The organism is Ensifer sp. Root127 (assembly GCF_001425225.1).
GTDB lineage: Bacteria > Pseudomonadota > Alphaproteobacteria > Rhizobiales > Rhizobiaceae > Ensifer > Ensifer canadensis.
In genome coordinates this window covers 552,397-575,364 of record NZ_LMDX01000001.1, presented here as the reverse complement: position 1 = coordinate 575,364, position 22,968 = coordinate 552,397, and the positions used below count along the sequence as shown (strand labels likewise).

The 22,968-nt window shown below is 63.8% G+C and carries 19 protein-coding genes and 3 pseudogenes; 8 read left to right on the top strand and 14 right to left on the bottom strand.

Annotation, left to right across the window (positions count from 1 at the left end; translation table 11 throughout):
- Position 1 precedes the first annotated feature (1 nt).
- The gene (locus ASD03_RS02760; RefSeq protein ID WP_057212461.1) at positions 2–1,096 is read left to right on the top strand and encodes a hybrid-cluster NAD(P)-dependent oxidoreductase; all 1,095 of its coding nucleotides are present in this window, start codon (positions 2–4) and stop codon (positions 1,094–1,096) included.
- Positions 1,097–1,143: 47 nt separating this feature from the next.
- Here the strand turns inward: ASD03_RS02760 and ASD03_RS02755 are convergent, their stop codons facing one another.
- Positions 1,144–2,211: a GH25 family lysozyme gene (locus ASD03_RS02755; protein ID WP_057211590.1), complete on the bottom strand. Its 1,068-nt coding sequence runs from the start codon at positions 2,209–2,211 to the stop codon at positions 1,144–1,146.
- Positions 2,212–2,621: 410 nt separating this feature from the next.
- Here ASD03_RS02755 and ASD03_RS02750 point away from each other — a divergent pair, with 410 nt between their 5' ends.
- Positions 2,622–3,053, top strand: coding sequence for a BA14K family protein (locus tag ASD03_RS02750; RefSeq protein WP_025426138.1), 432 nt, complete (start codon positions 2,622–2,624; stop codon positions 3,051–3,053).
- 63 nt (positions 3,054–3,116) lie between these two features.
- Here ASD03_RS02750 and ASD03_RS02745 read toward each other — a convergent pair whose 3' ends face one another.
- Positions 3,117–4,106: a transporter gene (locus ASD03_RS02745; protein WP_025426139.1), complete on the bottom strand. Its 990-nt coding sequence runs from the start codon at positions 4,104–4,106 to the stop codon at positions 3,117–3,119.
- Positions 4,107–4,303: 197 nt separating this feature from the next.
- Between ASD03_RS02745 and ASD03_RS02740 the strand changes: the two genes are divergently transcribed.
- The 4 genes and pseudogenes from ASD03_RS02740 to mcpU form a co-directional block, all read left to right on the top strand.
- Positions 4,304–6,085 (top strand): acyl-CoA dehydrogenase, encoded by a 1,782-nt coding sequence (locus ASD03_RS02740; RefSeq protein WP_025426140.1) that lies wholly within the window; start codon positions 4,304–4,306, stop codon positions 6,083–6,085.
- 11 nt (positions 6,086–6,096) lie between these two features.
- A complete protein-coding gene (locus tag ASD03_RS02735; protein ID WP_025426141.1) occupies positions 6,097–6,849 on the top strand; it encodes a crotonase/enoyl-CoA hydratase family protein in 753 nt (250 codons plus the stop codon).
- A gap of 361 nt (positions 6,850–7,210) precedes the next feature.
- Positions 7,211–8,343 (top strand): annotated as a pseudogene (locus tag ASD03_RS40275) (cache domain-containing protein); the annotation flags it as partial.
- Between the two features lies 1 nt (position 8,344).
- A pseudogene (mcpU, locus tag ASD03_RS40270) lies at positions 8,345–9,359 on the top strand (methyl-accepting chemotaxis protein McpU); the annotation flags it as partial.
- Positions 9,360–9,413: 54 nt separating this feature from the next.
- On the opposite strand, the gene ASD03_RS02725 reads toward mcpU, so the two are convergent.
- Together ASD03_RS02725 and ASD03_RS02720 are read right to left on the bottom strand one after the other, a co-directional pair.
- On the bottom strand, positions 9,414–10,664 hold the full coding sequence (locus ASD03_RS02725; RefSeq protein WP_025426144.1) for a class I SAM-dependent RNA methyltransferase: 1,251 nt from the start codon (positions 10,662–10,664) through the stop codon (positions 9,414–9,416).
- Positions 10,661–11,431 carry a TlyA family RNA methyltransferase gene (locus tag ASD03_RS02720; RefSeq protein WP_025426145.1) on the bottom strand — a complete coding sequence of 257 codons (771 nt, stop codon included), beginning with the start codon at positions 11,429–11,431 and terminating at the stop codon, positions 10,661–10,663. Before ASD03_RS02720 ends, ASD03_RS02725 begins: the two co-directional genes overlap by 4 nt.
- A gap of 115 nt (positions 11,432–11,546) precedes the next feature.
- Between ASD03_RS02720 and ASD03_RS02715 the strand changes: the two are divergent.
- Positions 11,547–12,494, top strand: a pseudogene (locus ASD03_RS02715) (methyl-accepting chemotaxis protein); the annotation flags it as partial.
- Between the two features lie 2 nt (positions 12,495–12,496).
- Here the strand turns inward: ASD03_RS02715 and dxs are convergent.
- The 5 genes from dxs to ASD03_RS02690 form a co-directional block, all read right to left on the bottom strand.
- Positions 12,497–14,410 (bottom strand): 1-deoxy-D-xylulose-5-phosphate synthase, encoded by a 1,914-nt coding sequence (gene dxs, locus ASD03_RS02710; protein WP_057212459.1) that lies wholly within the window; start codon positions 14,408–14,410, stop codon positions 12,497–12,499.
- Between the two features lie 236 nt (positions 14,411–14,646).
- Positions 14,647–15,570 carry a pirin family protein gene (locus ASD03_RS02705; protein ID WP_025426148.1) on the bottom strand — a complete coding sequence of 308 codons (924 nt, stop codon included), beginning with the start codon at positions 15,568–15,570 and terminating at the stop codon, positions 14,647–14,649.
- A 110-nt stretch (positions 15,571–15,680) separates the two neighbouring features.
- The gene (locus ASD03_RS02700) at positions 15,681–15,932 is read right to left on the bottom strand and encodes an exodeoxyribonuclease VII small subunit (RefSeq protein ID WP_025426149.1); all 252 of its coding nucleotides are present in this window, start codon (positions 15,930–15,932) and stop codon (positions 15,681–15,683) included.
- A gap of 2 nt (positions 15,933–15,934) precedes the next feature.
- Positions 15,935–16,864 carry a histone deacetylase family protein gene (locus ASD03_RS02695; RefSeq protein ID WP_025426150.1) on the bottom strand — a complete coding sequence of 310 codons (930 nt, stop codon included), beginning with the start codon at positions 16,862–16,864 and terminating at the stop codon, positions 15,935–15,937.
- A 63-nt stretch (positions 16,865–16,927) separates the two neighbouring features.
- Positions 16,928–17,902, bottom strand: a complete 975-nt coding sequence (locus ASD03_RS02690) for a zinc-dependent alcohol dehydrogenase family protein (RefSeq protein WP_025426151.1) — start codon at positions 17,900–17,902, stop codon at positions 16,928–16,930.
- Positions 17,903–17,918: 16 nt separating this feature from the next.
- Here ASD03_RS02690 and ASD03_RS02685 point away from each other — a divergent pair, with 16 nt between their 5' ends.
- Entirely contained in the window at positions 17,919–18,320 is a 402-nt protein-coding gene (locus tag ASD03_RS02685) for a thioesterase family protein (RefSeq protein WP_025426152.1), read from the top strand.
- A gap of 12 nt (positions 18,321–18,332) precedes the next feature.
- Here the strand turns inward: ASD03_RS02685 and ASD03_RS02680 are convergent, their stop codons facing one another.
- From ASD03_RS02680 to ASD03_RS02660, 5 genes are read right to left on the bottom strand one after another with little or no spacing between them, the layout of a single operon-like run.
- On the bottom strand, positions 18,333–19,520 hold the full coding sequence (locus ASD03_RS02680) for a thiolase family protein (RefSeq protein WP_025426153.1): 1,188 nt from the start codon (positions 19,518–19,520) through the stop codon (positions 18,333–18,335).
- Entirely contained in the window at positions 19,504–21,006 is a 1,503-nt protein-coding gene (locus ASD03_RS02675) for a class I adenylate-forming enzyme family protein (protein WP_025426154.1), read from the bottom strand. The genes ASD03_RS02680 and ASD03_RS02675 overlap by 17 nt, the downstream gene beginning before the upstream one ends.
- 4 nt (positions 21,007–21,010) lie before the next feature.
- Complete coding sequence (locus tag ASD03_RS02670) at positions 21,011–21,574, bottom strand: biotin transporter BioY (protein WP_025426155.1); 564 nt, start codon at positions 21,572–21,574, stop codon at positions 21,011–21,013.
- A 36-nt stretch (positions 21,575–21,610) separates the two neighbouring features.
- On the bottom strand, positions 21,611–22,216 hold the full coding sequence (locus tag ASD03_RS02665) for an energy-coupling factor transporter transmembrane protein EcfT (RefSeq protein WP_025426156.1): 606 nt from the start codon (positions 22,214–22,216) through the stop codon (positions 21,611–21,613).
- Positions 22,210–22,890, bottom strand: coding sequence for an ABC transporter ATP-binding protein (locus tag ASD03_RS02660; protein ID WP_025426157.1), 681 nt, complete (start codon positions 22,888–22,890; stop codon positions 22,210–22,212). The genes ASD03_RS02665 and ASD03_RS02660 overlap by 7 nt, the downstream gene beginning before the upstream one ends.
- Positions 22,891–22,968 lie beyond the last annotated feature (78 nt).

The window sequence follows — 22,968 nt, the reverse complement described above, 5'->3', positions numbered from 1 at the left end:
CATGCAGATGGCATCCTCGTTCCATCATTTCGACGAGCTTCATGTCTGGATCGACAGGCAGAACATGCTCGAATGCACATCGGCCGTGATCGAGACCGCCGATGTGATGACCTTTACCTTCCGGGCGGAAAAGCCGGCCTGGTTCCGCTATCTGCCTGGGCAGTTCGTCACGCTCGAGCTGCCGGTCGCCGACGAGCCGGTCATGCGCACCTACACGCTGTCGTCGACGCCCTCCCGGCCGTTGTCGATCGCCGTCACCGTCAAGGCGCAAGCCGATAGCATCGGCACGCGCTGGATGTTCGATCACCTGAAGCCCGGCATGCGGCTGAAGGCGTTCGGTCCGCTCGGCGATTTCAGCTTCGTGCGCCATCCCGGCGAAAAATATCTCTTCATATCGGCAGGCTCCGGCGTCACGCCGATGATGTCGATGACGCGCTGGATGGCGGACTGCGTTCCCGAGACCGACGTCACCTTCATTTCCTGCGCCCGCCGGCCAGACGACCTTCTGTTCCGCTCGGAACTGGAAGTGCTGGCGCGCCAGATGTCCGGGCTAAACCTCGGCTTCGTGGTCGAGGGGCATGAGTCAAGGCACGGATGGCACGGGCTGCGCGGCCGCATCGACGGCGCCAAGCTGCCGCTGCTTGCACCCGACTTCATGGAGCGCACAGTGTTTTGCTGCGGTCCGGAGCCGTTCATGCGCGGCGTGCGCGAGTTGCTGAAGGCGGCCGGTTTCGACATGAGCCGCTATCACGAGGAAAGCTTCCAGCCGGCGGCAGCACCGGCAGCCGAGGAGATAGCAGTCAGGGCAGGGGCGGCAGCCGACGCCGAAGCGCAAGGCGCCAAGGTGGTCTTCACCATGAGCGGCAAGGAGATCGAGGCCAAGCCCGGCCAGACGATCCTGCAGGCGGCGCGGGCCAACGGCGTCAGGATCGGTGCGGCCTGTGAAGGCGGCATCTGCGGTACGTGCCGGGTGATGAAAGTCGCCGGCGAGGTCGAGATGAACCACAACGGAGGTATTCTCGACGACGAAATCGATGAGGGCTACATCCTCGCCTGCTGCTCGCGGCCGCTTGGAGATGTACAGATCGAAGCCTGACAATGCTTGATGGTCGCGGGGAGCGTGTTCTTTCCGCGACCGACCCGTCAGCGGCTGGCCGCGGCCGCCAGCCGCACGGCGCGGTCGTGCCGACCGAAATCGATCGACCCGGTCGCCATCATGTCGACGCCTTCGCCGGCGGCGCTGGCAGCTTCGGCGCGGCTGATAAGCAACGGCTGGCTTTCGATTTTCGCCGTCGCCTGGGCAGCGCTGGCGGCGCCGACCCCGTCGTCGGCTCTGGCAATGAGAACGAGCGGCAGTGCCTTTTCCGGCAACAGGGCGCCGCCGGCCCAGATCGGTCGCAAGGTGGCGCTGCTCATAGCCGCGACATTGACGTCGATGTCGTCAAGTGTACCGGGCACACGATAGGGACAGCGGCGTTTGCCGCAATTGATCCCTGACGAGAATTGCCACAGCGCATAGCTGTCCCAGTTGCCGATCGGAAACACATTGCGGATATCCGGCTTGTAGCGGGCATACCACAGGGGTAGTCGCGACAGCAGTCGGTGCTTCGCGCGGTTGGCCGCGATGTATTTGGCCGTGACATGATTGGTGTAGAGCATCGGGTAGCGGCCGGTGCGGGTCTTGATATGTCCGGCAAAGATCGCCGCGTCTTCGAGCGACATGAATTTGTCCGGGTCGATGCCTTCGAGATCGAGCACCATCAACTCGTCGTCGCGCGGGCTCGCATAATCGAGAAAATGGTTGGCCTGATCGACCGGGTTGCCGGGGCGGGCAAGATGATAGGCGCCCCACAGCAGCCCATGGGAGCGGGCGATCATCCGCCGTGTCTGGTAGAGCTCGCGGCTGACGGCGTATTTGCGCCACATCGTCTTGCAGTGGGCGACAGTGTCGCCGCCATGATCGCCGGTGCAGGAGAAGCTTTCCGGCAGGCCGTCGGAGGCCTTGGCGATGAAGCCGGAGATACGCTTGTCGGAAAGCATTGTCTCCCAGTCGATGCTGTTCATTTCATAAGCGTCGACGATGATGGCGTTGGACTTCGACTTCCAGGGCTCCAGTTCGCCGGCGCGTGCGTTCACCGCCGCGAAAGCCAGACCCAGGAGGGTCGCGAGGCGCAGAATCATCCGTAAGGTGGAGATATACCGCTTTGCCATTCAGTGAGATTGCCGACTCTACAGTTAATTGATCGTAAATCCCAGTCCCCGAGCCGACTGTGCTTGAGACGGTGGCGAATGTATAGAGACTTATGGCTGTATATCAGAGGGTGCTTCTATTGCTGTCGCTGTCCCTTGTCGGTCCGATATCTGCAGCTCCATGTGTACTGTCACAGGCGTGAAGCCAGTCTCTTTCGCCGTCCGTCGAGGCGGCAGGCGAGTCAACTTTGTATGCCGGAACATGGAACAAAACCCGTCACTTAGACGTTAGCCGGCGACCGTTTTCGATCGGACCGTAATCAGGATACGTATCGACACGCGGCTGAAATCGCGCAAACTGGCGGTTGTGAAGGTGGCTCGCTGGCGTCGGAAGCGGCGCAAGTGCTCGTATGGAGAGTTATATGAGAACAATGACAGGCAAGTGGTTCGCCGCAGCGATTGCTGCCGCGGTCTTGATGACTTCGGCTGTGCCGTCCCAGGCTTTCATGCCGGCTCCGCTGCGTGTTGAACGGCAGAGTGATGCCACCGAGGTCCAGTATCACCGCCCCGGCTACGAACGGCGCGGCGGATATTATTATTACAATGGCTATCGCGGCTATAACTATCGCCGTCCGGGCTATCGTTATTATAATGGCTGGTGGTACCCGATGGCGGCCTTCGGCGCCGGCGTGATCATCGGCGGAGCCGTTGCCCAGCCGCCGCGCTACACGCGGCCTGCGCCTGCCTATGGCAGCCGCCATGTGCAATGGTGCTACGACCGCTACCGCTCCTACCGGGCCTACGACAACACCTACCAGCCCTACGGCGCGGCGCGCCGGCAGTGCTACTCGCCCAATAGCTAAGAGGGCAAGGAAGAGACAGCAAAAAGGCCGGGCATTGTCCGGCCTTTTCTGATGCCGGCAAGGTCAGAGAATGCCGATCCGCCTGAGGATCCACCACGCAAGGCCCATGGAAAGCGCGATGAACAGCGCGGCATACAGCGTGCCGCTGCCATCGGCGAAGGGAAGGGCGCCGGTGTTCATGCCGAAGAAACCGGTGACCAGCGTCGGCGGCAATAGGAAGGCTGTCATCAGCGACAGAATATAGAGGTGCCGGTTGGTTTCGGAGGAAATCTTGCTGTCGATCTCTTCGTGCAGCAATCGGGCGCGCTCCTGGAGTGCGAAGACGTCGCGATCCACGGCCTCGAGCCGATCGTAGAGGCGCTCGGTGACGTCGATGAAACCGGGCGGCACCTCGTCTTCGTCCGACGCGCCGGCGCGGCGAAGGAGAGCAAGGATCGTGCGCAGGTGCCGGTGAAGGCGAACCACGGTGCGGCGCAATGGCGCCAGGCCCGGCTGCTGCCGGTGACCGGCTTCGCCATAGACGTGATCTTCGATGACATTCAGCTCTTCGGTCAGTTCGAGCACCAGCGAGATCAGCGTGCGCTGGAATTCGACCACCAGCATCTCGAAGAGGTCGATCGGCCGCGCGCATTTGGTGCTCTTTTCGACTGCGGCCTTTACCCGGTCGATGCTGCGCAGCGGGTGCAGCCGCGTCGTGATGATCACCCTGTCGCTGACGGCAAAATGCAGCCAGCCGATCGTCTTCGTCACCGCATCGAAAGTGCGCTCGAAATCGACCAGCGTTCCGTGCACGATATCGTCGGAGACAGTGATGGCCGCCTGGGTGTCGTGGCTGGTCAGCGTCGTTACGGCTGCCGGCGGCAGGTTGCCGATCCGCTCGATGAGCGCCGGCGTTCGCGCGTCCGAAAGCGCCAGATGCAGCCAGACCCAGCCGTCGCCCTTGATGAGACCGTCGATCGAGGCATCGTTGGCGATGCGCTGGCATCGGCTTTCGCCAGGCAGGAAGCGGTAGGCCCAGACCAGGCCGGGTATCTCGGGGGAAATCAGGTTCATTTGAACGCCTTGGCGAGGGCCATCGTTACTGGCTTCTATGCGCCGTTGATGACAGTTTTGTTACGATGCCGTCCGCACCGGCAACCATCACAACGCGGGCTGAATTGACGTTGACGTTTACGTAAAAATCAATAGTGTTCGGCCAAACGAAGATGCGCCGGCAGCTGCGAAAGCGCCCGGTATCTGGGAGGATCATCATGTACAAGGCACCCGTTGACGAGATTGCATTCACGCTGAAGCACGTGGCCGGAATGGCCGGGGCGCTGGAAAGCGGCGCTCTCGGCGACCTCGGCGAGGATCTCGTGGATGCGATCCTGTCGGAGGCAGGACGTTTCGCGACCGAGGAAGTGGCGCCGCTCGGCGACGTCGGCGACAAGCAGGGTTCCCGTCTCGTCGATGGCAAGGTTCAGACGCCTGACGGTTGGCGCGATCTCTATCACAGCTGGATCGGCGGCGGCTGGAACGGGTTGACGGCTCCGGAAGAATTCGGCGGCCAGAACCTGCCGCATATGCTGCATGTCGCGGCCATGGAAATGTGGAACGCCGGTTCGATGGCATTTGCGCTCGGGCCCACGCTTACCATGGGCGCCGTCGACGCGCTGGAGAAGCATGGCTCCGAGGCTCTGAAGGCAACCTACCTGCCGAAGATGGTATCCGGCGAATGGACCGGCACCATGAACCTGACGGAGCCGCATGCCGGCTCCGATCTTGGCGTTCTCAAGACCCGGGCCGAACGTCGCGACGACGGCACCTATCGCATTTTCGGCCAGAAGATCTTCATCACCTGGGGCGAACACGATTTCACCGACAACATCGTCCACCTCGTCCTGGCGCGGCTGCCGGATGCGCCTGCAGGCACCAAGGGCATTTCGCTGTTCCTCGTGCCGAAGTTCCTGGTGAACGCCGACGGTTCGCTCGGCGAGCGCAACGATCTGTTCTGCCATTCGCTCGAGCACAAGCTCGGTATCCACGGTTCGCCGACCTGCACGATGATCTATGGCGACGGCAAGTTCGGCGCAGAGAAAGGCGCGATCGGCTACCTCATCGGCGAAGAAAACCGCGGCCTTGCCTGCATGTTCACGATGATGAACAACGCCCGTCTTGCCGTCGGCATGCAGGGCGTCGCGATTGCCGACGCCGCCACCCAGAAGGCAATCGCCTTTGCCAAGGAACGCACGCAGGGCAAGGCGCCCGGCTGGTCCGGCCAGGGCATGAGCCCGATCATCGAGCACCCGGATGTTGCCCGCATGCTGCTGACGATGAAGGCCCTGACACAAGGGTCGCGCGCCATCGCCTATGCCTGTGCGCATGCGGTGGACATGGGCCATGCGGCAGACGGCGACAAGGCGAAGTTCTGGCAGGAGCGCTCCAGCCTGCTGACGCCGATCGCCAAGTCGTTTGCGACCGATGCCGGCGTCGACGTTGCCTCGCTTGGCATCCAGGTTCATGGCGGCATGGGCTTCATCGAGGAGACCGGTGCCGCTCGTTACCTGCGCGATGCCCGCATCGCCCCGATTTACGAGGGCACCAACGGCATTCAGGCGATCGATCTCGTCACGCGCAAACTGCCGCTTTCGGGCGGCGAACACGTCCGTGGCTTCATTGCCGAATTGCGCGAGATAGGTGGCGCGGTCCGCGCCTCCAACCGTGAGGGATTCGGCGAAACTGCGGCGCGACTAGATGCTGCGCTCGACGATCTCTCCGAGGCGACGGAATGGCTGATTGCTGCTGTTTCGGCCGGTAAACTCTCCGAGGCACTGGCAGGAGCCACGGCCTGTCAGCGCCTGTTCGGTCTCGCCTTGACCGGCGCCTACCTCGCCAAGGGCGGTCTGGCCGAAGCGTCTGACGGTAAGGACGAGCAACGCATCGCGCTCAGTCGGTTCGCCGCGGAAAACATGCTGGCGGAAACCTCCGCCTTGAAGGATCGTGTCGTTACCGGTGCCGACAGCCTTGCTGCCGCGCGCGCCGTCTTGGGTTGAGGGGAAATATCATGACCGACCAGGTGCTTGTCGAACGTCCGGAAGCCTATCCGGGCGTGCAGGTCATCCGCTTCAACCGGCCGGAAAAGAAGAACGCCATCACGCGCGACATGTACGCGAAGATGACCAATGCGCTGACGGTTGCCGGCAGCGATCCGGCCGTTCGCGTGACCGCGTTCCTCGGCACCGAAGGCTGCTTTTCCGCCGGCAACGACATGGCCGACTTTCTGGCGTTTGCCATGGGCGGCAGCATGGGCACCGAGGTCATCGATTTTCTGAAGGCGCTCGCGGGTGCGGCCAAGCCGGTCGTCTCCGGTGTCGACGGGCTTGCCATCGGCATTGGCACGACGATCCACCTGCATTGTGATCTGACCATCACTTCCGCCCGCTCGGTGTTTAAGACGCCCTTCGTCGATCTGGCCCTGGTGCCGGAAGCGGCGTCGAGCCTGATTGCGCCGCGCATCATGGGGCATCAGCGTGCCTTCGCTCTGCTTGCCGCCGGCGAACCCTTGGAAGCGCGCGACGCGCTCGAAGCCGGACTGATCTGGAAGATCGTCGGCCAGGATGCCGTCGAGGAAGAGACGCTTTCGCTCGCCGCCCGCCTTGCCAAGAAGCCGCCGGAGGCGCTGCGCATCGCCCGTGATCTCGTCCGCGGTGACCGCAGTGATGTGCTCACGCGTATCGACGAAGAGGCGAAGCACTTCGCAGCGCAGCTGAAAAGCGCCGAGGCAAGGGCTGCTTTCGAGGCCTTCATGCGTCGCTAGGACGTTTTCCCGGCATCCCTTTCGGTGCCGGACAAGCAAAGTCGGGGCGGTCCTTTAACCGTCCCTGTGTGAAGATCGCGTTGCCGCCGGCATCCCGAACTTGCATATGACAATTTTAATCGCTTCTTAAATAGCGATCGCTAGCGTGCGGCGCGATAGGCCTACCCTCACCAGGGTGGCCCCGGCCGCATGAGGCATGGCTGGCCCCGCCTTTTTGGCATGTTCAACGTTTTCCCGAGGCTTGACCAACCGCCACTCCGGCGGCTGAGCGATGCTGCGCGTGAAAATCATCGAGAGCTCATGTCCGGCGAAGCACGCCGGCCCCTGTTAGGAGCCCATCTTGTCCAAGCGATCGAACCTCATGACGCGCATTCTCGTCGCCGCGTCCGGTGTCGTTGTTACCGCCTTTGCCGGCTTTTCCGTCTATATCGACACGCTTCAGTACGACACAACCACCAAGGCGGTCGAAGAAAACATCTCGTCCTCCGGCGTCCAGGCCGCACAGAGCGTCGCCAAGTGGCTCAACGGTCGCGTCACGTTGACGGCGATGGTGGCCGACGCCGCCGGTCGGACGACCGATGACAACGGCGTCCAGCCGATCCTCAAGAACGACGTGCTGACCAACGAGTTCATCTCGACCTATGTCGGCAACGAGAGCGGCAAGTTCATCACCTGGCCGGACAATCCGATGCCGGCGGGCTACGATCCGCGCCAGCGCCCGTGGTATCAGCAGGCCGTCAAAGCCGACGCGCGTGTTCTCACCGAGCCCTATGTCGACGCCTCGACCGGCGACCTCATCATCAGCGCTGCCGTTCCGGTCAAGCGCGACGGCAAGCTTTACGGCGTCACCGGCAGCGACTTCTCACTGGAAACGCTGGTCTCGATGGTCAAGGGCATCGACGTCGGCGGCGAAGGCTTCGCCTTCCTCGCCAGCAAGGACGGCCAGATCCTCGTTCACCCGGATTCCAAGCTCGTCACCAAGACGCTTGCCGACGCCTTCCCGATCGACACCCCGACGATCAGCTCCGGCATCATGAACACCGAACTCGATGGCAAGCCGATGATCGTCAGCTTCGTACCGGTTCAGGGCCTGCCCTCGGTCGAATGGTATGTCGGCTTCGTCATCGACGCCGATGTCGCCTATTCCGCGATCGACCAGTTCCGCATTGCCGCAACCGTCGCGACCATTCTCGCCGTCGGCGTCATGCTCGTCTTCCTCGCAACCTTCCTCAACCGCCTTGTCATCCGCCCCGTCACCGACATGACCGGCGCGATGGAGAAGCTTGCCGCCGGCAATCTCAACGTCGAAATCCCCGGCGAAGATCGCCGCGACCAGATCGGCTCGATGGCCGCCGCAGTCGCCGTCTTCCGTTCCAATGCGGTCGAGCGTGCCCGCCTCGAAGACGAGGCCGACGCCAACCGTTCACTGTCGGAGCGCGAGCGCCTGGAACGCCAGGCTCGCGATGCCCGTGATGCTGCCGAAGTGCAGCAGGCNCTCGAAGACGAGGCCGACGCCAACCGTTCACTGTCGGAGCGCGAGCGCCTGGAACGCCAGGCTCGCGATGCCCGTGATGCTGCCGAAGTGCAGCAGGCCGTCGATGGCCTGGCAAGCGGTCTCGGCCGCCTGGCCGACGGCGATCTCGCCTACCGCATCGACAATCCGTTTGCCGATCGTCTCGATCGTCTGCGCGCCGACTTCAACAACTCGGTCGCCAAGCTGCACGACACGCTCTGCGCCGTTGGTGCCAATGCCCGCGGCATCGACGCCGGTGCGACGGAAATCCGTTCGGCCGCCGACGATCTGGCCCGCCGCACCGAGCAGCAGGCAGCCTCGGTCGAAGAGACGGCAGCTGCGCTTGAAGAGATCACCACCACGGTCAAGGATTCTGCCCGCCGGGCGGAGGAAGTCGGCGTGCTGGTCGCCCGCACCCGGGCCGGTGCCGAAAAGTCCGGCGAGGTCGTTGCCAACGCCGTCGAGGCGATGCATGCGATCGAAAAATCGTCGGGCGAAATCTCCAACATCATCGGCGTCATCGACGACATCGCCTTCCAGACCAACCTGCTGGCGCTGAATGCCGGCGTCGAGGCGGCCCGTGCCGGTGATGCCGGCAAGGGCTTTGCCGTCGTTGCCCAGGAAGTGCGTGAACTGGCACAGCGTTCGGCCAATGCCGCCAAGGAGATCAAGGCGCTGATCACCACCTCGGGCAACCAGGTGCGCAGCGGCGTGACGCTGGTCGGCGACACCGGCAAGGCGCTGGAGACGATCGTTGCCGAAGTGCAGGAGATCGACGCGCGAACAGTCGACCGGCCTTCAGGAGATCAACACGGCAGTCAACACCATGGACCAGGGCACGCAGCAGAACGCGGCAATGGTGGAAGAGCAGATGGCGGCAAGCCATGGCCTGGCTTCGGAAGCCGCTTCGCTCAATGCGCTTCTGGCCCAGTTCAACCTCGGCAATACCCAGAGCGCCTATGCGCCGACACCAACGTCGCGTCGGCGGGCGGCATAGGTCGGGTGCATCGGTCTGAACGATGAGAAAGGGCCCGGACATCCGGGCCTTTTTCTATTTCTCGAGCGTTGCGACTGCCTCGACATGGGCCGACCAGAGGAACTGGTCGATCGGCGTGACCGACGTGATGCGGTAGCCGGCAGCAACGAGGATCGCGAGATCGCGGGCAAGCGTTGTCGGATTGCAGGAGACGGCGACGATCTTCTTGACGCCGGAGCGGGCGATTTCCTGACACTGCACGTCCGCGCCCGCGCGTGGCGGGTCGAAGACGATGGCATCGTAAACCTTCAGTTCCTGCGCCATGAGCGGGCGGCGGAAGAGATCGCGCTTCTCGATCGTCACCGGCTTCAGCCCTTGCGTGTTGCGGGCGGAGAAGTCGAGCGCCTTCAGCGCCTTGTCCTCGCCTTCGACCGCGTGCACGCGGGCCTTGCGGGCGATGCGCAGGGCGAATGTGCCGCTGCCGGCAAAGAGGTCCGCAACCCGCTTTGCCTTGCCGATATGATCGAGCACCAGTGCTGCCATCGCCTCTTCAGCGGCAAGCGTTGCCTGGGTGAAGCCGCCGGGCGGCGGCGAGACGGAGACGCCGCCGAATTCGATCACCGGCTTCGTCGGCTCGACGATGATCTCACCATTGAGGCTGACGCGGGCAATGCCGCGTTCTCCGAGAACCGTCTCGACGGTGCGCCGGCGCTCGCGATCGCCAAATCCCTTGATGCCGTCGACCGAAAGGTCGAGACCGGAAAGCGTTTCGAGAACGGTGATGCGGAACGGTTCGGCGTTGACGGCCATGGCCGCGCCGATCTTGCCGATGGTGGCGAGCCGCGAGACGATGCCCGGGCTCGTGACGGGACATTCCGAAATCGCCACGATGTGGTGGCTTTCCGCCTGGTTGAAGCCGAGGAGCAGGTCTTTTTCGGTCTTGCGCGCCGTGAACACGGCGCGGCGGCGCTCGCCGGGTTGGGCTGTTATCAGCGGCGCGACATCAGGCTTCAATCCCTTCGACTTCAAGGCGTTGATCACCAGGTCGCGCTTGAAGGTCTGGTAGAGGCCGTCGGCCGCGTGCTGCAACGTGCAGCCGCCGCAGGTGCCGTTCTGACCGTCCGGGCCGAAGTGGCGACAGTGCGGTTCGACCCGGTCAGGCGATGCTTCGCGCAGCGAGATCAGCGTGCCCTGAGACTTGTTGACCGCAAGGGCCGCGCTCTCGCCCGGCAGCGTGAAGGGCGCATAGACCGGACCAGCCTCGGTTTCGGCAATGCCGTCGCCCTGCGCGCCGAGACGGGCGATGGTCAGGGTCTGCGTGCTCATGGCTTTTTCCCGGCCAGCAGGAACTCGACGTTGCCGTCGCCGCCTGATATCGGCGAGGGGATCAGCCCGAGGCTCTGCCAGCCCATGTCTTCGACCAGCCAGCGCTCGAGTTCGGCGGCAACCGCCGGCGCGCTGTCGGGATCCTTCAGCAGTCCGGCCTTGCTGATCGCATCGCGACCGGCCTCGAATTGCGGCTTGACCAGCAGGATGCAGTGCGCACCGCGAAGCGCCATCTCGAGTGCCGGCGGCAAGGCGAGCTTCAGCGAAATGAAGGAGACGTCGGAAACGATGAAGGTCACTTCACGGTTGTCGATGTCGTCCTCGGTCATCGCCCGGGCGTTGAGGCCCTCGATGCTGGTGACGCGCGGATCGCCCGAGATCCGCGGATGGATCTGGCCATGACCGACATCGATGGCAACCACGTGATCGGCACCGCGCTTCAACAGCACCTCGGTGAAACCGCCGGTGGAGGCGCCGATATCGACGCAGCTTTCACCGGTCGGATCGAGCGCGAAATGATCGAGCGCTGCGGCAAGCTTCAGCGCTGCGCGCGAAACATAGTCCTGCGCCGGGTCATCGATGGTGATGGTCACGCTCTCGGCAAAGGCCAACGACGGCTTGGTGACCGTGCGGCCGTCGACCTTGACGGTGCCGCGCTGGATCGCGTCGCGGGCACGGGCACGGCTAGCCACCAGTCCTGTGTTGAGCAGCAGCTGGTCCAGGCGGACTCTGTTCTTGTGTTCTTCATTCTGGCGTTCTTCTGACATGTGTTTCTCATGGAGGGTTGGCGGCCTATTGGCAAGCCCCCTCGCTGCACGGCTGCTCGGCAGAGCGGGTAAGACGTGGTGATAAAACCCCCAAGGAGACAGGGAAGTAATCACATCACGCGAAATAAGCGAAAGTGCTGACGACCTGTCGCGGCGCACGGAGCAGCAGGCCGCATCGCTGGAACAGACCGCGGCGGCCCTCGACGAGATCACCGCCAACGTCACGAGCTCGACGCGGCGGGCCGAAAAGGCGCGCATCGTGGCCGGAGAGGCGAATTCAAGCGCTGCCAAATCCGGCGTCGTGGTGGCGAGTGCCGTGGAAGCGATGCGCCGGATCGAAAGCTCCTCCGGCCAGATCTCCAACATCATCGGCGTTATCGACGAGATCGCCTTTCAAACCAACCTCCTGGCGCTCAATGCCGGTGTCGAAGCGGCGCGGGCGGGCGAGGCCGGCAAAGGCTTTGCGGTCGTTGCCCAGGAGGTGCGCGAGCTGGCCCAGCGCTCGGCAAAGGCCGCCAAGGAGATCAAGGAGCTTATCCGCAATTCCAGCGTCGAGGTCGAAGGCGGGGTCAAGCTGGTGCGCGATACCGGCGAGGCGCTGAAGGCGATTGGCGGCCATGTGGCCACCATCAACCAGCACATGGACGCGATCGCCATCTCGGCGCGCGAACAGTCGGTGGGGCTCAGCGAAGTCAACACCGCCGTCAACCAGATGGACCAGGTGACGCAGAAGAACGCGGCGATGGTCGAAGAGGCCAATGCCGCCAGCGCCCAGCTCGCCAGCGAGGCCGGCCGTCTGCGCGAGCTCATCGCCCGCTTCACGCTGCCGGGCCGCACGAACAGCATGACCGCCCCAAGCGATCTGCGCACCATGGCACCACTATGGCGGCGCCATCTGCACCGATACGCTCGGCGAGTGCCGCCCGCCCCGTGTCTTACGGCAATGCGGCGGTGGCGCAGGACGATTGGCAGGAATTCTGATCGTCGCCACGACACACAAGAAAGCAAAAGCCCCGGTTCATCGCCGGGGCTTTGGTGTTTCGGACTGCCTTCGATCGCGTAGCCTTAGCCGGCAGCGCCGATGCCGATATCCTGCTTCTGGCCGAGTGCCTTGAACACCGTAGAAACGATGCCGGCGCGGTCGAGGCCGGCCAAGGCATACATCGCTTCGGGCTTTGCCTGCTCCATCCAGATGTCAGGCATCACCATCGGGCGCACCTTCAGGCCACCGTCGAGCAGGCCGTCTTCTGCGAGGAACTGCAGCACGTGGCTGGCAAAACCGCCGACTGCGCCTTCCTCGATGGTCACAAGCACTTCGTGATGGCGGGCAAGCTGGCGGATGAGGTCGTGGTCGAGTGGCTTGGCAAAGCGCGCGTCGGCAACCGTCGTCGAAAGACCCGCCGCGTCGAGATCTTCGGCGGCCAACAAACAGTCGGCAAGGCGCGTGCCGAAGGAAAGCAGCGCCACCTTGGAGCCTTGCTTGACCACGCGGCCCTTGCCGATTTCAAGGATCTGGCCGCGCTCCGGCATTTCGACGCCCACGCCTTCGCCGCGCGGATAGCGGAACGAGATCGGGCCGGCATCATAGGCGACAGCGGTCCGCACCATGTGCTTCAGCTCTGCCTCGTCGGCGGCTGCCATGACGACGAAGCCGGGCAGGGTCGCGAGATAGGTCGTGTCGAAGGAGCCGGCATGGGTAGGCCCGTCGGCGCCGACGAAACCGGCGCGGTCGATCGGAAAACGCACAGGCAGGCCCTGGATCGCCACGTCGTGGACCACCTGGTCGTAGCCGCGCTGCAGGAAGGTGGAATAAAGTGCGGCAAACGGCTTGTAGCCTTCAGATGCCAGACCGGCCGCAAAGGTCACCGCGTGCTGTTCGGCGATTCCGACGTCGAAGCAGCGCTTGGGGTGGGCGAGGGCGAACTTGTCGAGCCCGGTGCCGGATGGCATGGCGGCGGTGACCGCAACGATCTTGTCGTCGAAACTGGCTTCCTGCGTCAGGGCTTCGGCGAAGACCGAGGTGTAGGCGGGCGCGTTCGGCTTTGCCTTGGCCTGCGCGCCGGTGATGACGTCGAACTTGTTGACGCCGTGATACTTGTCGGCAGCGGCTTCGGCGGGCGGATAGCCCTTGCCCTTCTGCGTCACCACATGGATCAGCACCGGCCCCTTGGCGTTGTCGCGAACGTTGCGCAGTACCGGCAGCAGGTGCTCGAACGAGTGACCGTCGATCGGGCCGATATGATAGAAGCCCATTTCCTCGAACAGCGTGCCGCCGGTGACGTAGCCGCGGGCATGCTCGACCGCGCGGGTGATCGCCCGGTCGACCGTCTTGCCGAGATAGGCCGTCAGTTTCTTGCCGACTTCGCGGATGCCCATGTAGGTGCGGCCGGAAGCGAGGCGCGCCAGATAGGCGCTCATCGCGCCGGTCGGTGGCGCGATCGACATGTCGTTGTCGTTGAGGATGACGATCAGGCGGGCATCGAGCGCGCCCGCATTGTTGAGCGCTTCATAGGCCATGCCGGCCGAAAGCGCACCGTCGCCGATGATGGCGATGACATTGCGGTTCTTGCCGTCGAGGTCGGCGGCGACAGCCATGCCGAGGCCGGCGGAAATCGACGTCGAGGAGTGCGCGGCACCGAAGGGGTCGTATTCGCTTTCGGCGCGACGGGTGAAGCCGGACAGGCCGCCTTCCTGGCGCAAGGTGCGGATGCGATCGCGACGGCCGGTCAGAATCTTGTGCGGGTAGCACTGATGGCCGACGTCGAAGATCAGCCGGTCATGCGGCGTGTTGAATATCTTGTGGATGGCGATCGTCAGCTCGACGACGCCGAGGCCCGCGCCGAGATGGCCACCGGTACGCGAGACCGCATCGATCATCTCTGCACGAACTTCGCCGGCAAGCTGCGGCAGATCCTTGTCGTCGATCTTCTTCAGATCGTCGGGAAAGGTCACCTTGTCGAGCAAGGGGGTTGCCGGCATCGGGTTCGTTGGCAGTTGTGTCACGCTGCATGCCTCATGCGCACCGCACGGATCGGGTGCGCGATAGTTGGTGGTACCGTTAAAGCGGCTCTTTAGACGCAATTGTTGCTGAATGCAAAATTAGGCTTTCCTGCGTCGTTGTCCTAGACACTACCGTATGATTCCCTGAATCGAAATCGATTTAAGGAAGCATGCGGCAACTGGAAGCGGCAAGCGGTCGCGGTTGTTCGATGCCCTCAACCGGTGGGAAGGGGCACGAATTCCTCCTCGTCGCCGGGCACGATGTCGAAGCGGCCGGTGCGCCATTCTTCCTTGGCCTTCTCGATGCGGTCCTTTGACGATGACACGAAATTCCACCAGATGTGGCGGGCCGAGCCGAGTGCTGCGCCGCCGAACAGCATGACATGACAGCCGAGCGGACCGGCGGTGACGGTGATTTCGTCGCCAGGCCGGAAGACCAACAGCTGATTGTCGGCGAAGTGGTCGCCGGCGATGATCGCTTCGCCTGAGAGGATATAGATCGCACGCTCTTCCCAATTGGCGGCAAACGGCGCGCTTTTGCCGGGCGCGATGTTGAGGTCGACATAGATCGTGTCGGTAAAGACCGAGACCGGCGACTTCTGCCCTTCGAAGCTGCCGATCACCACCCGGGCATCTATGCCGCCGTCATTGAGCTGCGGCAGCATGTGCCGTTCGGTATGGTCGAAGATCGGGTCGATCTCTTCCTTGTGGTCGGGGAGCGCCAGCCAGGTCTGCAACCCGGAAACCGAGCGTTCATGCCCGCGCTGGTTTTCCGGTGAACGCTCGGAGTGAACGATGCCGCGGCCGGCGGTCATCAGGTTCACGTCGCCGGGGCGGATGACCATTTCGGTGCCGAGGCTGTCGCGATGCTTGATTTCGCCGTCGAACAGATAGGTCACGGTCGAAAGGCCGATATGCGGATGCGGCCGAACGTCGATCGCCTCGCCGGCACGCAACAGCGCCGGTCCCATCCGGTCGAAGAAGATGAACGGCCCGACAAGCCGCCGCTTCGCTGTCGGTAGTGCGCGGCGAACCTGCAATCCGCCGATGTCGCTGGTGCGCGGGATGATCAGGTGTTCGATGGCGTCGCAGGCGGGCTTGTCGCCGGCGAGCGGGTCGGGGCCTGGAAAGAAGGACATGGTGCACGCTCCCGTTGTTCGTATGGTCTGAGCCTAGCGCCTAACGCACGTTGCGGGTAGGCGCTAGGCGAAGACGCAGCGTTTCCGGACGTTGACCAATCCCCCGTCGTTTACTCCGCGTCGAGCGGTTCCACGCCCTGCGGCTTGCCGGCACGGTCGAGCCTGATTTTTTCGATCCGGTCTTCGGCAGCCTTCAACAGCGCCTCGCAGTGCTTCTTCAGCGCTTCGCCGCGCTCATAGATCTCGATCGACTTGTCGAGCGCGACGTCGCCGCGTTCCAGTGCCGAGACGATGCGCTCCAGCTCTTCGACGGCTTGCTCGAAGGAGAGGGCCGAAACGTCCGGTTGCGTCGTGGTGGTCATGGTTACCCTCTCATCAATCTCAAAATATGCATGCCGGCCGACTCGGCCAGTCCCTGCAGGTCATAGCCGCCCTCGAGCAGGCTGACCATGCGGTTGCCGGCGCTGCGGTCGGCGATCTCGTGCAGGCGGCCCGTCGCCCAGTCGAAGTCCTCGGCGACAAGGTTGATCTGCGCCAGCGGATCGCGGTAGTGGGCATCGAAGCCGGCCGAGATCAGGATGAAATCCGGCCGGAAGTTCGTCAGCGCCGACAGCACACGAGAGCGGAACGCCTCGCGAAAATGCTCGCTGCCGGCATTGGGCGAGAGCGGCGCGTTGACGATGTTGCCTTTCACGCCGGTTTCGTCCTTGGCCCCGGTGCCGGGATAAAGCGGCATCTGATGAGTGGAGCAGAAAAGCACCGACGGATCGTCCCAGAAGATGTCCTGAGTGCCGTTGCCGTGGTGCACGTCCCAGTCGACGATCGCCACGCGCTCTGCCCCATGCGCCACCTGTGCGTGGCGGGCGGCAATCGCGACGGTGTTGAAGAAGCAGAAGCCCATGGCCTTGTTCTTCTCGGCGTGGTGGCCGGGCGGACGCGCCGCGACGAAAGCGTTGTCGGCCTTGCCCGTGAAAACTGCATCGACCGCCTCAACCGCACCGCCGATGCCGGTCAATGCCGCCTCGAGGCTGAACGGGCTGGCATAGGTGTCAGCTTCCAGATTGGCGATGCCCTCTTCGGGGATGGCGCGCTTGACGGTGCGCAGATGCTCCTCCGGATGGGCGAGCAGCACCAGGTCTTCGCTCGCCTTCGTCGCCTTTATGCGCTTGAGGTCGGCGAAATTCGGGTGCTCGAGCGCAAGGTTCAGCGCTTTCAGCCGGTCCGGCCTTTCAGGGTGACCTTCCGGAACCTCGTGTTCCAGGAAGATCGGATTTTCATAGAGCAGCGTGGTCATGCGCCGAAACTAGTGCTCCAACCTGCCAACGTCCATGGCGCGCCCAAGCGAAAGCACTGATTTTCAACAGCGCGTATCAAGCAGCAGCTTGCCGTCGCGGCGAGGATCCGCCTGATGCGCCAAGGCCTCATCCAGGCAACTGAGCGGGTAGGTTTGCGCAATCCGGCTTGAGAAAAGCCCGGTGCGCAGACCGGCAAAACTCTGCGCAAAAGCCGCTTCGATCGCTGGCCGACCGGCGGCGTGCACCCAGGTTCTCAGCCACAGAAAGGAGAAGCGTACATCCGGCCGAGCCTGGATTGCCGGTATCGGCACGGGCACACCGCTAAGCGCGCCATACTGGATGAATGCGGCGCCGAGCTGGAGCGTCTGGCCGATGAGCTCGCCGGCAAACGGGCCGCCGACCGCGTCGACAATGGCGTCGAAGGCAAGGCCCGAAGGGATATGCCCTTTATCGGCGATGACGATTTTGCCGGGTGTGTCGGACGCAAGCCGCTCGGCGCTGCGTTGGCTGCGCACGATCCCTATCGGTTTTGCGCCTTCGCCCGACATGAGCTTCAGCAGCATGCCGCCGATGGCCGAACCCGCTGCGGTCACGCCGATTCTCTGGCCGTTCACCGATCCGAAATGGGACTTGAGCGCTTCGATGAGCCGGATCGTCGTCAGCGGGTTGACGTAGCTGGTGGCCGCCTGGCGGTCGTCGATATCGTCAGGCACGGCAAAGCACCATTCGGCCGGCCGTACCAGATATTGCTGCCAAAGGCCGCTTGCGCCGATCGGGATCACGCGATCGCCGGGCTTCAAGGTCGTAACGCCAGCGCCGATGCGGCTGACGGTGCCGACGCCCTCGAAGCCGGGCACGAAGGGCAGGGTCGTCCGGGCACTATAGGCGCCGGTGACGGGAATGAGGTCGGAGGGATTGATGGCCGACAGGGAGAGCGCGATCTCGACCCCGCCGTGCCCCGGCGGGATTCGCTCGGCATCGACGAGCGCAATCACTTGTCGCGGATCGCCGAACTGGCTAACGAGGGTGGAGCGCATTCTAAGAGGACCTCGCATGGACGGCAGGGAGCGGGAAAACGTCACGGAAATCCGCATTCCGTTTCGCGATATAGACATGCATGGCCACATGCACAATGCCGCCTACTATGCCCATGCCGAAGCGGCACTTTCCCAACTCTGGCGGCACCGGCCGTCGGTCGTCCATGAGCCTGCCTATCTCGTTCGCCGCTCGGCCTGTGTCTTCCATCGCGGCCTGCGCTATGACGAGCCGGCGCGCTTCATCGTTACTGTCGCCAAGATCGGCGGAAGCTCGGTGAGCTTTGCCGTGCGCGTCGAGGCGGCCGGCCAGCTTGCGGCAGAACTCGAGATTGTCTGGGTTGCCGTCGATCGCGAACGGCACACGCCGCTGCCGGTGCCGGCCGCAACGCGCGAATGGCTCGGCAGCTACATTCTCTGAACCATCACGAACCTATTCGGTAGGCCGCAGGCTGCGGAACAGCGCGACGCCGCCCATGCCGCCGCCGATGCCCATCATCGCCAGTGCCTGCGTTTCGCGCGGGACTGCCAGCATCTGCGTGAACAGCCGCACCACGAGGATCGCGCCGGATGCGCCATAGGGATGGCCGAGGGCGATGGCACCGCCGTCGAGATTGACCCGTTCCGGCGAAATATCGAGTTGATCTAGGCTGCCGAGCACCTGCGAGGCGAAGGCCTCGTTGAATTCGATGAAATCAATCGCATCGACATCAAGCGCCGGATTGCGCGCTTTCAGTTTTTCCATCGCCGGCACCGGGCCGAGCCCGAGCAGATCGGGATGCACACCGGCGGTCGTCGCATCGATGAATTCGAGCGCAAAGGAAAGCCCCAGGCGTCGCGCTTCGGCAAGGCTGGTCACCAGAACCATCGCTGCGCCGTCGTTGATCGGGCAGGCATTTCCGGCGGTCACCGTGCCGTCCTGGACGAAGACGGGTTTCAGCCGCTGCAGGGTTTCGAGCGATGCATTGGCGCGCGGGCATTCGTCGGCCTCGACGATCCCCGCAGTCGTTTCGATCGGTACGATCTCGCGCGTAAACCGGCCCGCGCCCTGGGCGGCGACGGCGCGTCGCTGGCTTTCGAGCGCAAACGCATCCTGTCTTTCGCGGGAAATGCTGCAGGCTGTGGCGACGTTTTCGGCGGCAACGCCCATGTCAGGGTCACCGATCTCGTCCGGTGCCATGCGCGAACGCTTGATCGGTTGAGGCTCTTCGCCAGGGGTCGTCGGCGGCCTCAGGCGAATATGGGCGCGACTGGCGCTTTCGGTGCCGCCGGCAAGGTAGAAGCGACCGGCGCCCGACTGGATGAGACGGGCGGCAAGGGTGATGGCCTCGAGCCCGGCGCCGCACTGCCGGTCAATGGTCAGGCCGGGTGTCGATACCGGAAGTCCGGCCTCAAGTGCCGCCAGCCGTCCAAGGTTGCCGGCGCAGTTGGCGGCATTGCCGAGGATGACGTCATCGAGCGCCTCCGCCGCCAGGCCGACATCGGCGAGGATGCGGGTGATCAACGGCGCAGCGAGCCGTGCCGGCTCGACCTCCGCGAGCACGCCGCGCACGCGCCCAACAGGCGTACGCAGGGCCGCCACGATCACCGGTGTGCGCGATGGGTCAGACGAAGGGCTCAAGGGCGTCATGTCCGTCCACAATCCATTGCTTGAGAGTCCCGGCGGCCACCTTACCAGATTGCGTCATCGGTAAGGTATGGCAAAGCCAGATCCGTCGTGGATGTTTATAGCGCGGCAGATGGCTGTCGAGATGACGGTCGAGCGCCGCTCGGTCGATTGTTGCACCATTCGGCTCGATGACGGCGACGAGTTCGCTGCCGAGATCGGGATGGTCCAGTCCGAGAACGAACGCCGCATGCACATCGGCATGCCCGACAAGCGTCGCCTCGACCTCCTGCGGATAGATGTTGTTGCCGCCGGAAAGCACCATGCCGCCGGAGCGCCCGACGAGATGCAGCGTGCCGTCGGCACTAAGGAATCCGAGGTCGCCGACGGTTGCGAGCCTGCCGACACGCCTGAGGCCCGCACCATCTCCGGTGCCGATATAGCCGCTCGAAATCAGGTCGCTGTTGACGAAGATCGTGCCGGCTTCGCCTGACGGTAGCGGCTTTTCGCTCTCGTCGAGCACGATTAGGCCGACACCGGGAAAGGCGCGTCCGACGGCGGTCGCCGATGCTGTGTCGCCGGGACCGGCAACGCTGATGAAGCCGAGTTCGGATGCTCCGTAATACTCGACGATGTCAGCTTGCGAAAACGGTGTCGCAGCGGCTGCGCGATCGGCGGGTGTCAGCTTGGCGCCGGCAACGGTGATCTTCTGCACCGACGCCAATGCCGCATGGGAAGGCGATGCGCAGAGCCGCCTCAGCATCGTCGGTACCAGCACGAGCCGTCTGACATCCTGCGAGGCGATGGTCTCGGACGCACGCGCCGCATCGAAATGCGCCATGCCGACGAATTCGGCGCCGGCAACAAGCGTTTCGGCGAACGCATAGAGCGTCAGCCCATGGGCGAGCGGGCCGGGGGCGAAGGTGCGCGTGTCGCTGTTAATGCCAAAAAAATCCTGGCCCATCTTCAGGCTGCGCCGCCATGACCCGCGATCGCGCACGATCGCTTTCGGCATGCCCGTGGTACCGGAAGTGAAGACGACGAGAAACGGCTCGTCATCGGCGCCGATGGCGATCGGCGTCATGTCTTCGTCTGAACCGGCGGCGAAAAGCAGGCTTTGACCGGAAGCGGTCGCATCGAGCCGCAGCCCCTCGCCGTCGGCGCGAACCGTGATGTCGGGGCGCAATTGCTCACGCATTGCCGCCCGCGTTGTCTCCGGCAGATGTGGGTCGATCAAAACAACGCAATGCCCGCCTGATGTTGCGGCGACGAATGCGGCAGCGAAAAGGGGATGGTTGCCGATCTCCAGTGCGATCAGCTTTGTGGTGGCGGGCAGGACGTTTTTATTCCCGGTGTCTGCCGTCAATCTCCCGAACGCGGAAACGAGCTGGCCGGCGCAAAGCGCAAGCTCCCGGAATGTGAAAACCCGGCCTTCCATGCGGAAGGCCGGGACTTGCGGGATTTGTTCCGCGTGGCGCGCAATGGCGGCGGCAAACGGCATCGGTTCAGGCGCGAACCGGCAGCAGCGGATAGCCGGCGAAGACGGCGCGTGCGGCAAGCGTCGCGATGGCGGCCTTCAGCAGGTCGCCGGGAAGGAATGCGAGCGAACCGGTGGCAACCGCGAGCAGCGGCGTGCCGGTGACGGCCGATACCCAGGGCATGCCGATCGCATAGAGCACGACGATGCCGCCGATTACCGAGGCGAGGAAGAAGCCGACGAACTGGTGCAGTTCAGCCTGGCCTTCCCGGACGAAGCGCTGCGCGATCAGGCCGGTGACGAAGGTGGCAACGACCCAGCCGAGAATGAAGCCGCCAGACGGGCCGGCAAAGACGGCGAGACCGCCACGACCGCCTGATAGCACCGGCAGACCAATGGCGACGAGCAGAATGAAGAGCAGGAAGGCGAAAGCGCCGCGCTTGGCGCCGAGAATGCAGCCGGCGAGCATCACGCCCATGGACTGCGCGGTGATCGGCACGGGAATGAAGCCGAGCGTGATCGGCGGAATGAGGCCGAGCACGACGACGATCGCGGCAAAGAGGGCGATAAGGACGAGATCTCTGGTGTTCATGCTGTTCCGGTTCCTTGCTTATTAGGATGCGCGAATTTATTGACGGCGAAAACCACGCGCGTCAATCGCCGCGGCGATCGTATCCGCATCTTTGAGCGTCAGGATGATCAGTGGTCCGATGATCGTCAACGGTCGCACCGGCAGCCCACGCGCCCGGTGTGCTTCGCGAATGGCCTGATAGCGCGTGAAAATGTCTGGCACAAAGCGCAGGACGAGCCCAAGCGCCAGGCTGACATCGGCAGCGCGCACCCAGCCCAGGCGTTCGAAGGGCGTCAGCAGCACCGTGATCTCGTCCATGAAGCCGCCGATCGTCGTCGTTGCGGTCACGGCAGCGGCGAAAAGCACCAGGGCCATCAGGCGCAGGGTCAAGACGGCGACTTCGTTCAAGGGGAGAAGGAAGAGGTTCACGGCCGCGAGAAAGAAGATCGTGAAGAAGACGAAGCCGACGCGTTTCAGCGCTTCGCGCCAGGAAAGGCCGACCGAGAGATAGAGCCCGCCGGAAATCACAAAGGCGATCAGCTGCACGACGAGCGAGCTGGTGAGGAAAAGCAGGATGCTGAGCGCCACCAGTGCCAAAAGCTTCGCACGCACCGGCAGCCGGTGCAGCCAGCTGTTGCCCTCGATGTGCAGGCTCGTCAGCATCCGGCGATCTCGTGGTAGTGGCGGATCGTTTCCTGCGGCGCGCCATCGGCGGCAAGCCGTCCTTCGTGGAAGAGCAGCAGGCGCTCGACATTTTCGACCAGCGGCAGGTCGTGGGTGATGACCAGCGTGTCTTCGTCAAGTGTCGCGATCGTGTCGGCGACGCGCCGCCGGTTGCGTAGGTCGAGCTGGTTGGTCGGCTCGTCGAGGATCAGGATTTTGGGATCGGTGACGACGACGCTGGCCATGGCGATCAGCTGGGTCTCGCCGCCGGAGAGTTCGTGAACCCGGCGCCGCGCCAGGTGCTCGACGCCGAAGCGCGACAGCACCGCTTGCGTCCGCTTGTCGATTTCCTCGCCTTTGAGGCCGCGGTTCTTCAGGCCGAAGCCGATGTCATCGGCAACGACGGGCATGATCAGCTGGTGCTGCGGATTCTGGAAGATGAAGCCGGCTTCGGAAAGCACGGCGCGCTCGTCCTTGACCGTATCGAGGCCATTGACGGTGACGCTGCCGGCAGAAGGTTTGACTAGACCGTTGATCAGCCGCGCGAAGGTTGTCTTACCGGAGCCATTGAGGCCGATAATGCCGACACGCCTTTCGGTGATCGTCAGCGTCAGCGGCTGCAGCGCCACCCGTTCGCCGAAGCGGACCGAGCAATCGGTAAAGCGGATGTCCATCCCGTCCCTCGCGGTTTGCGGTTGCTCTATAGGCCAAGTCGGCGGACAAGGGCAATGCGCTTTGCGCCAAGGTTCCGT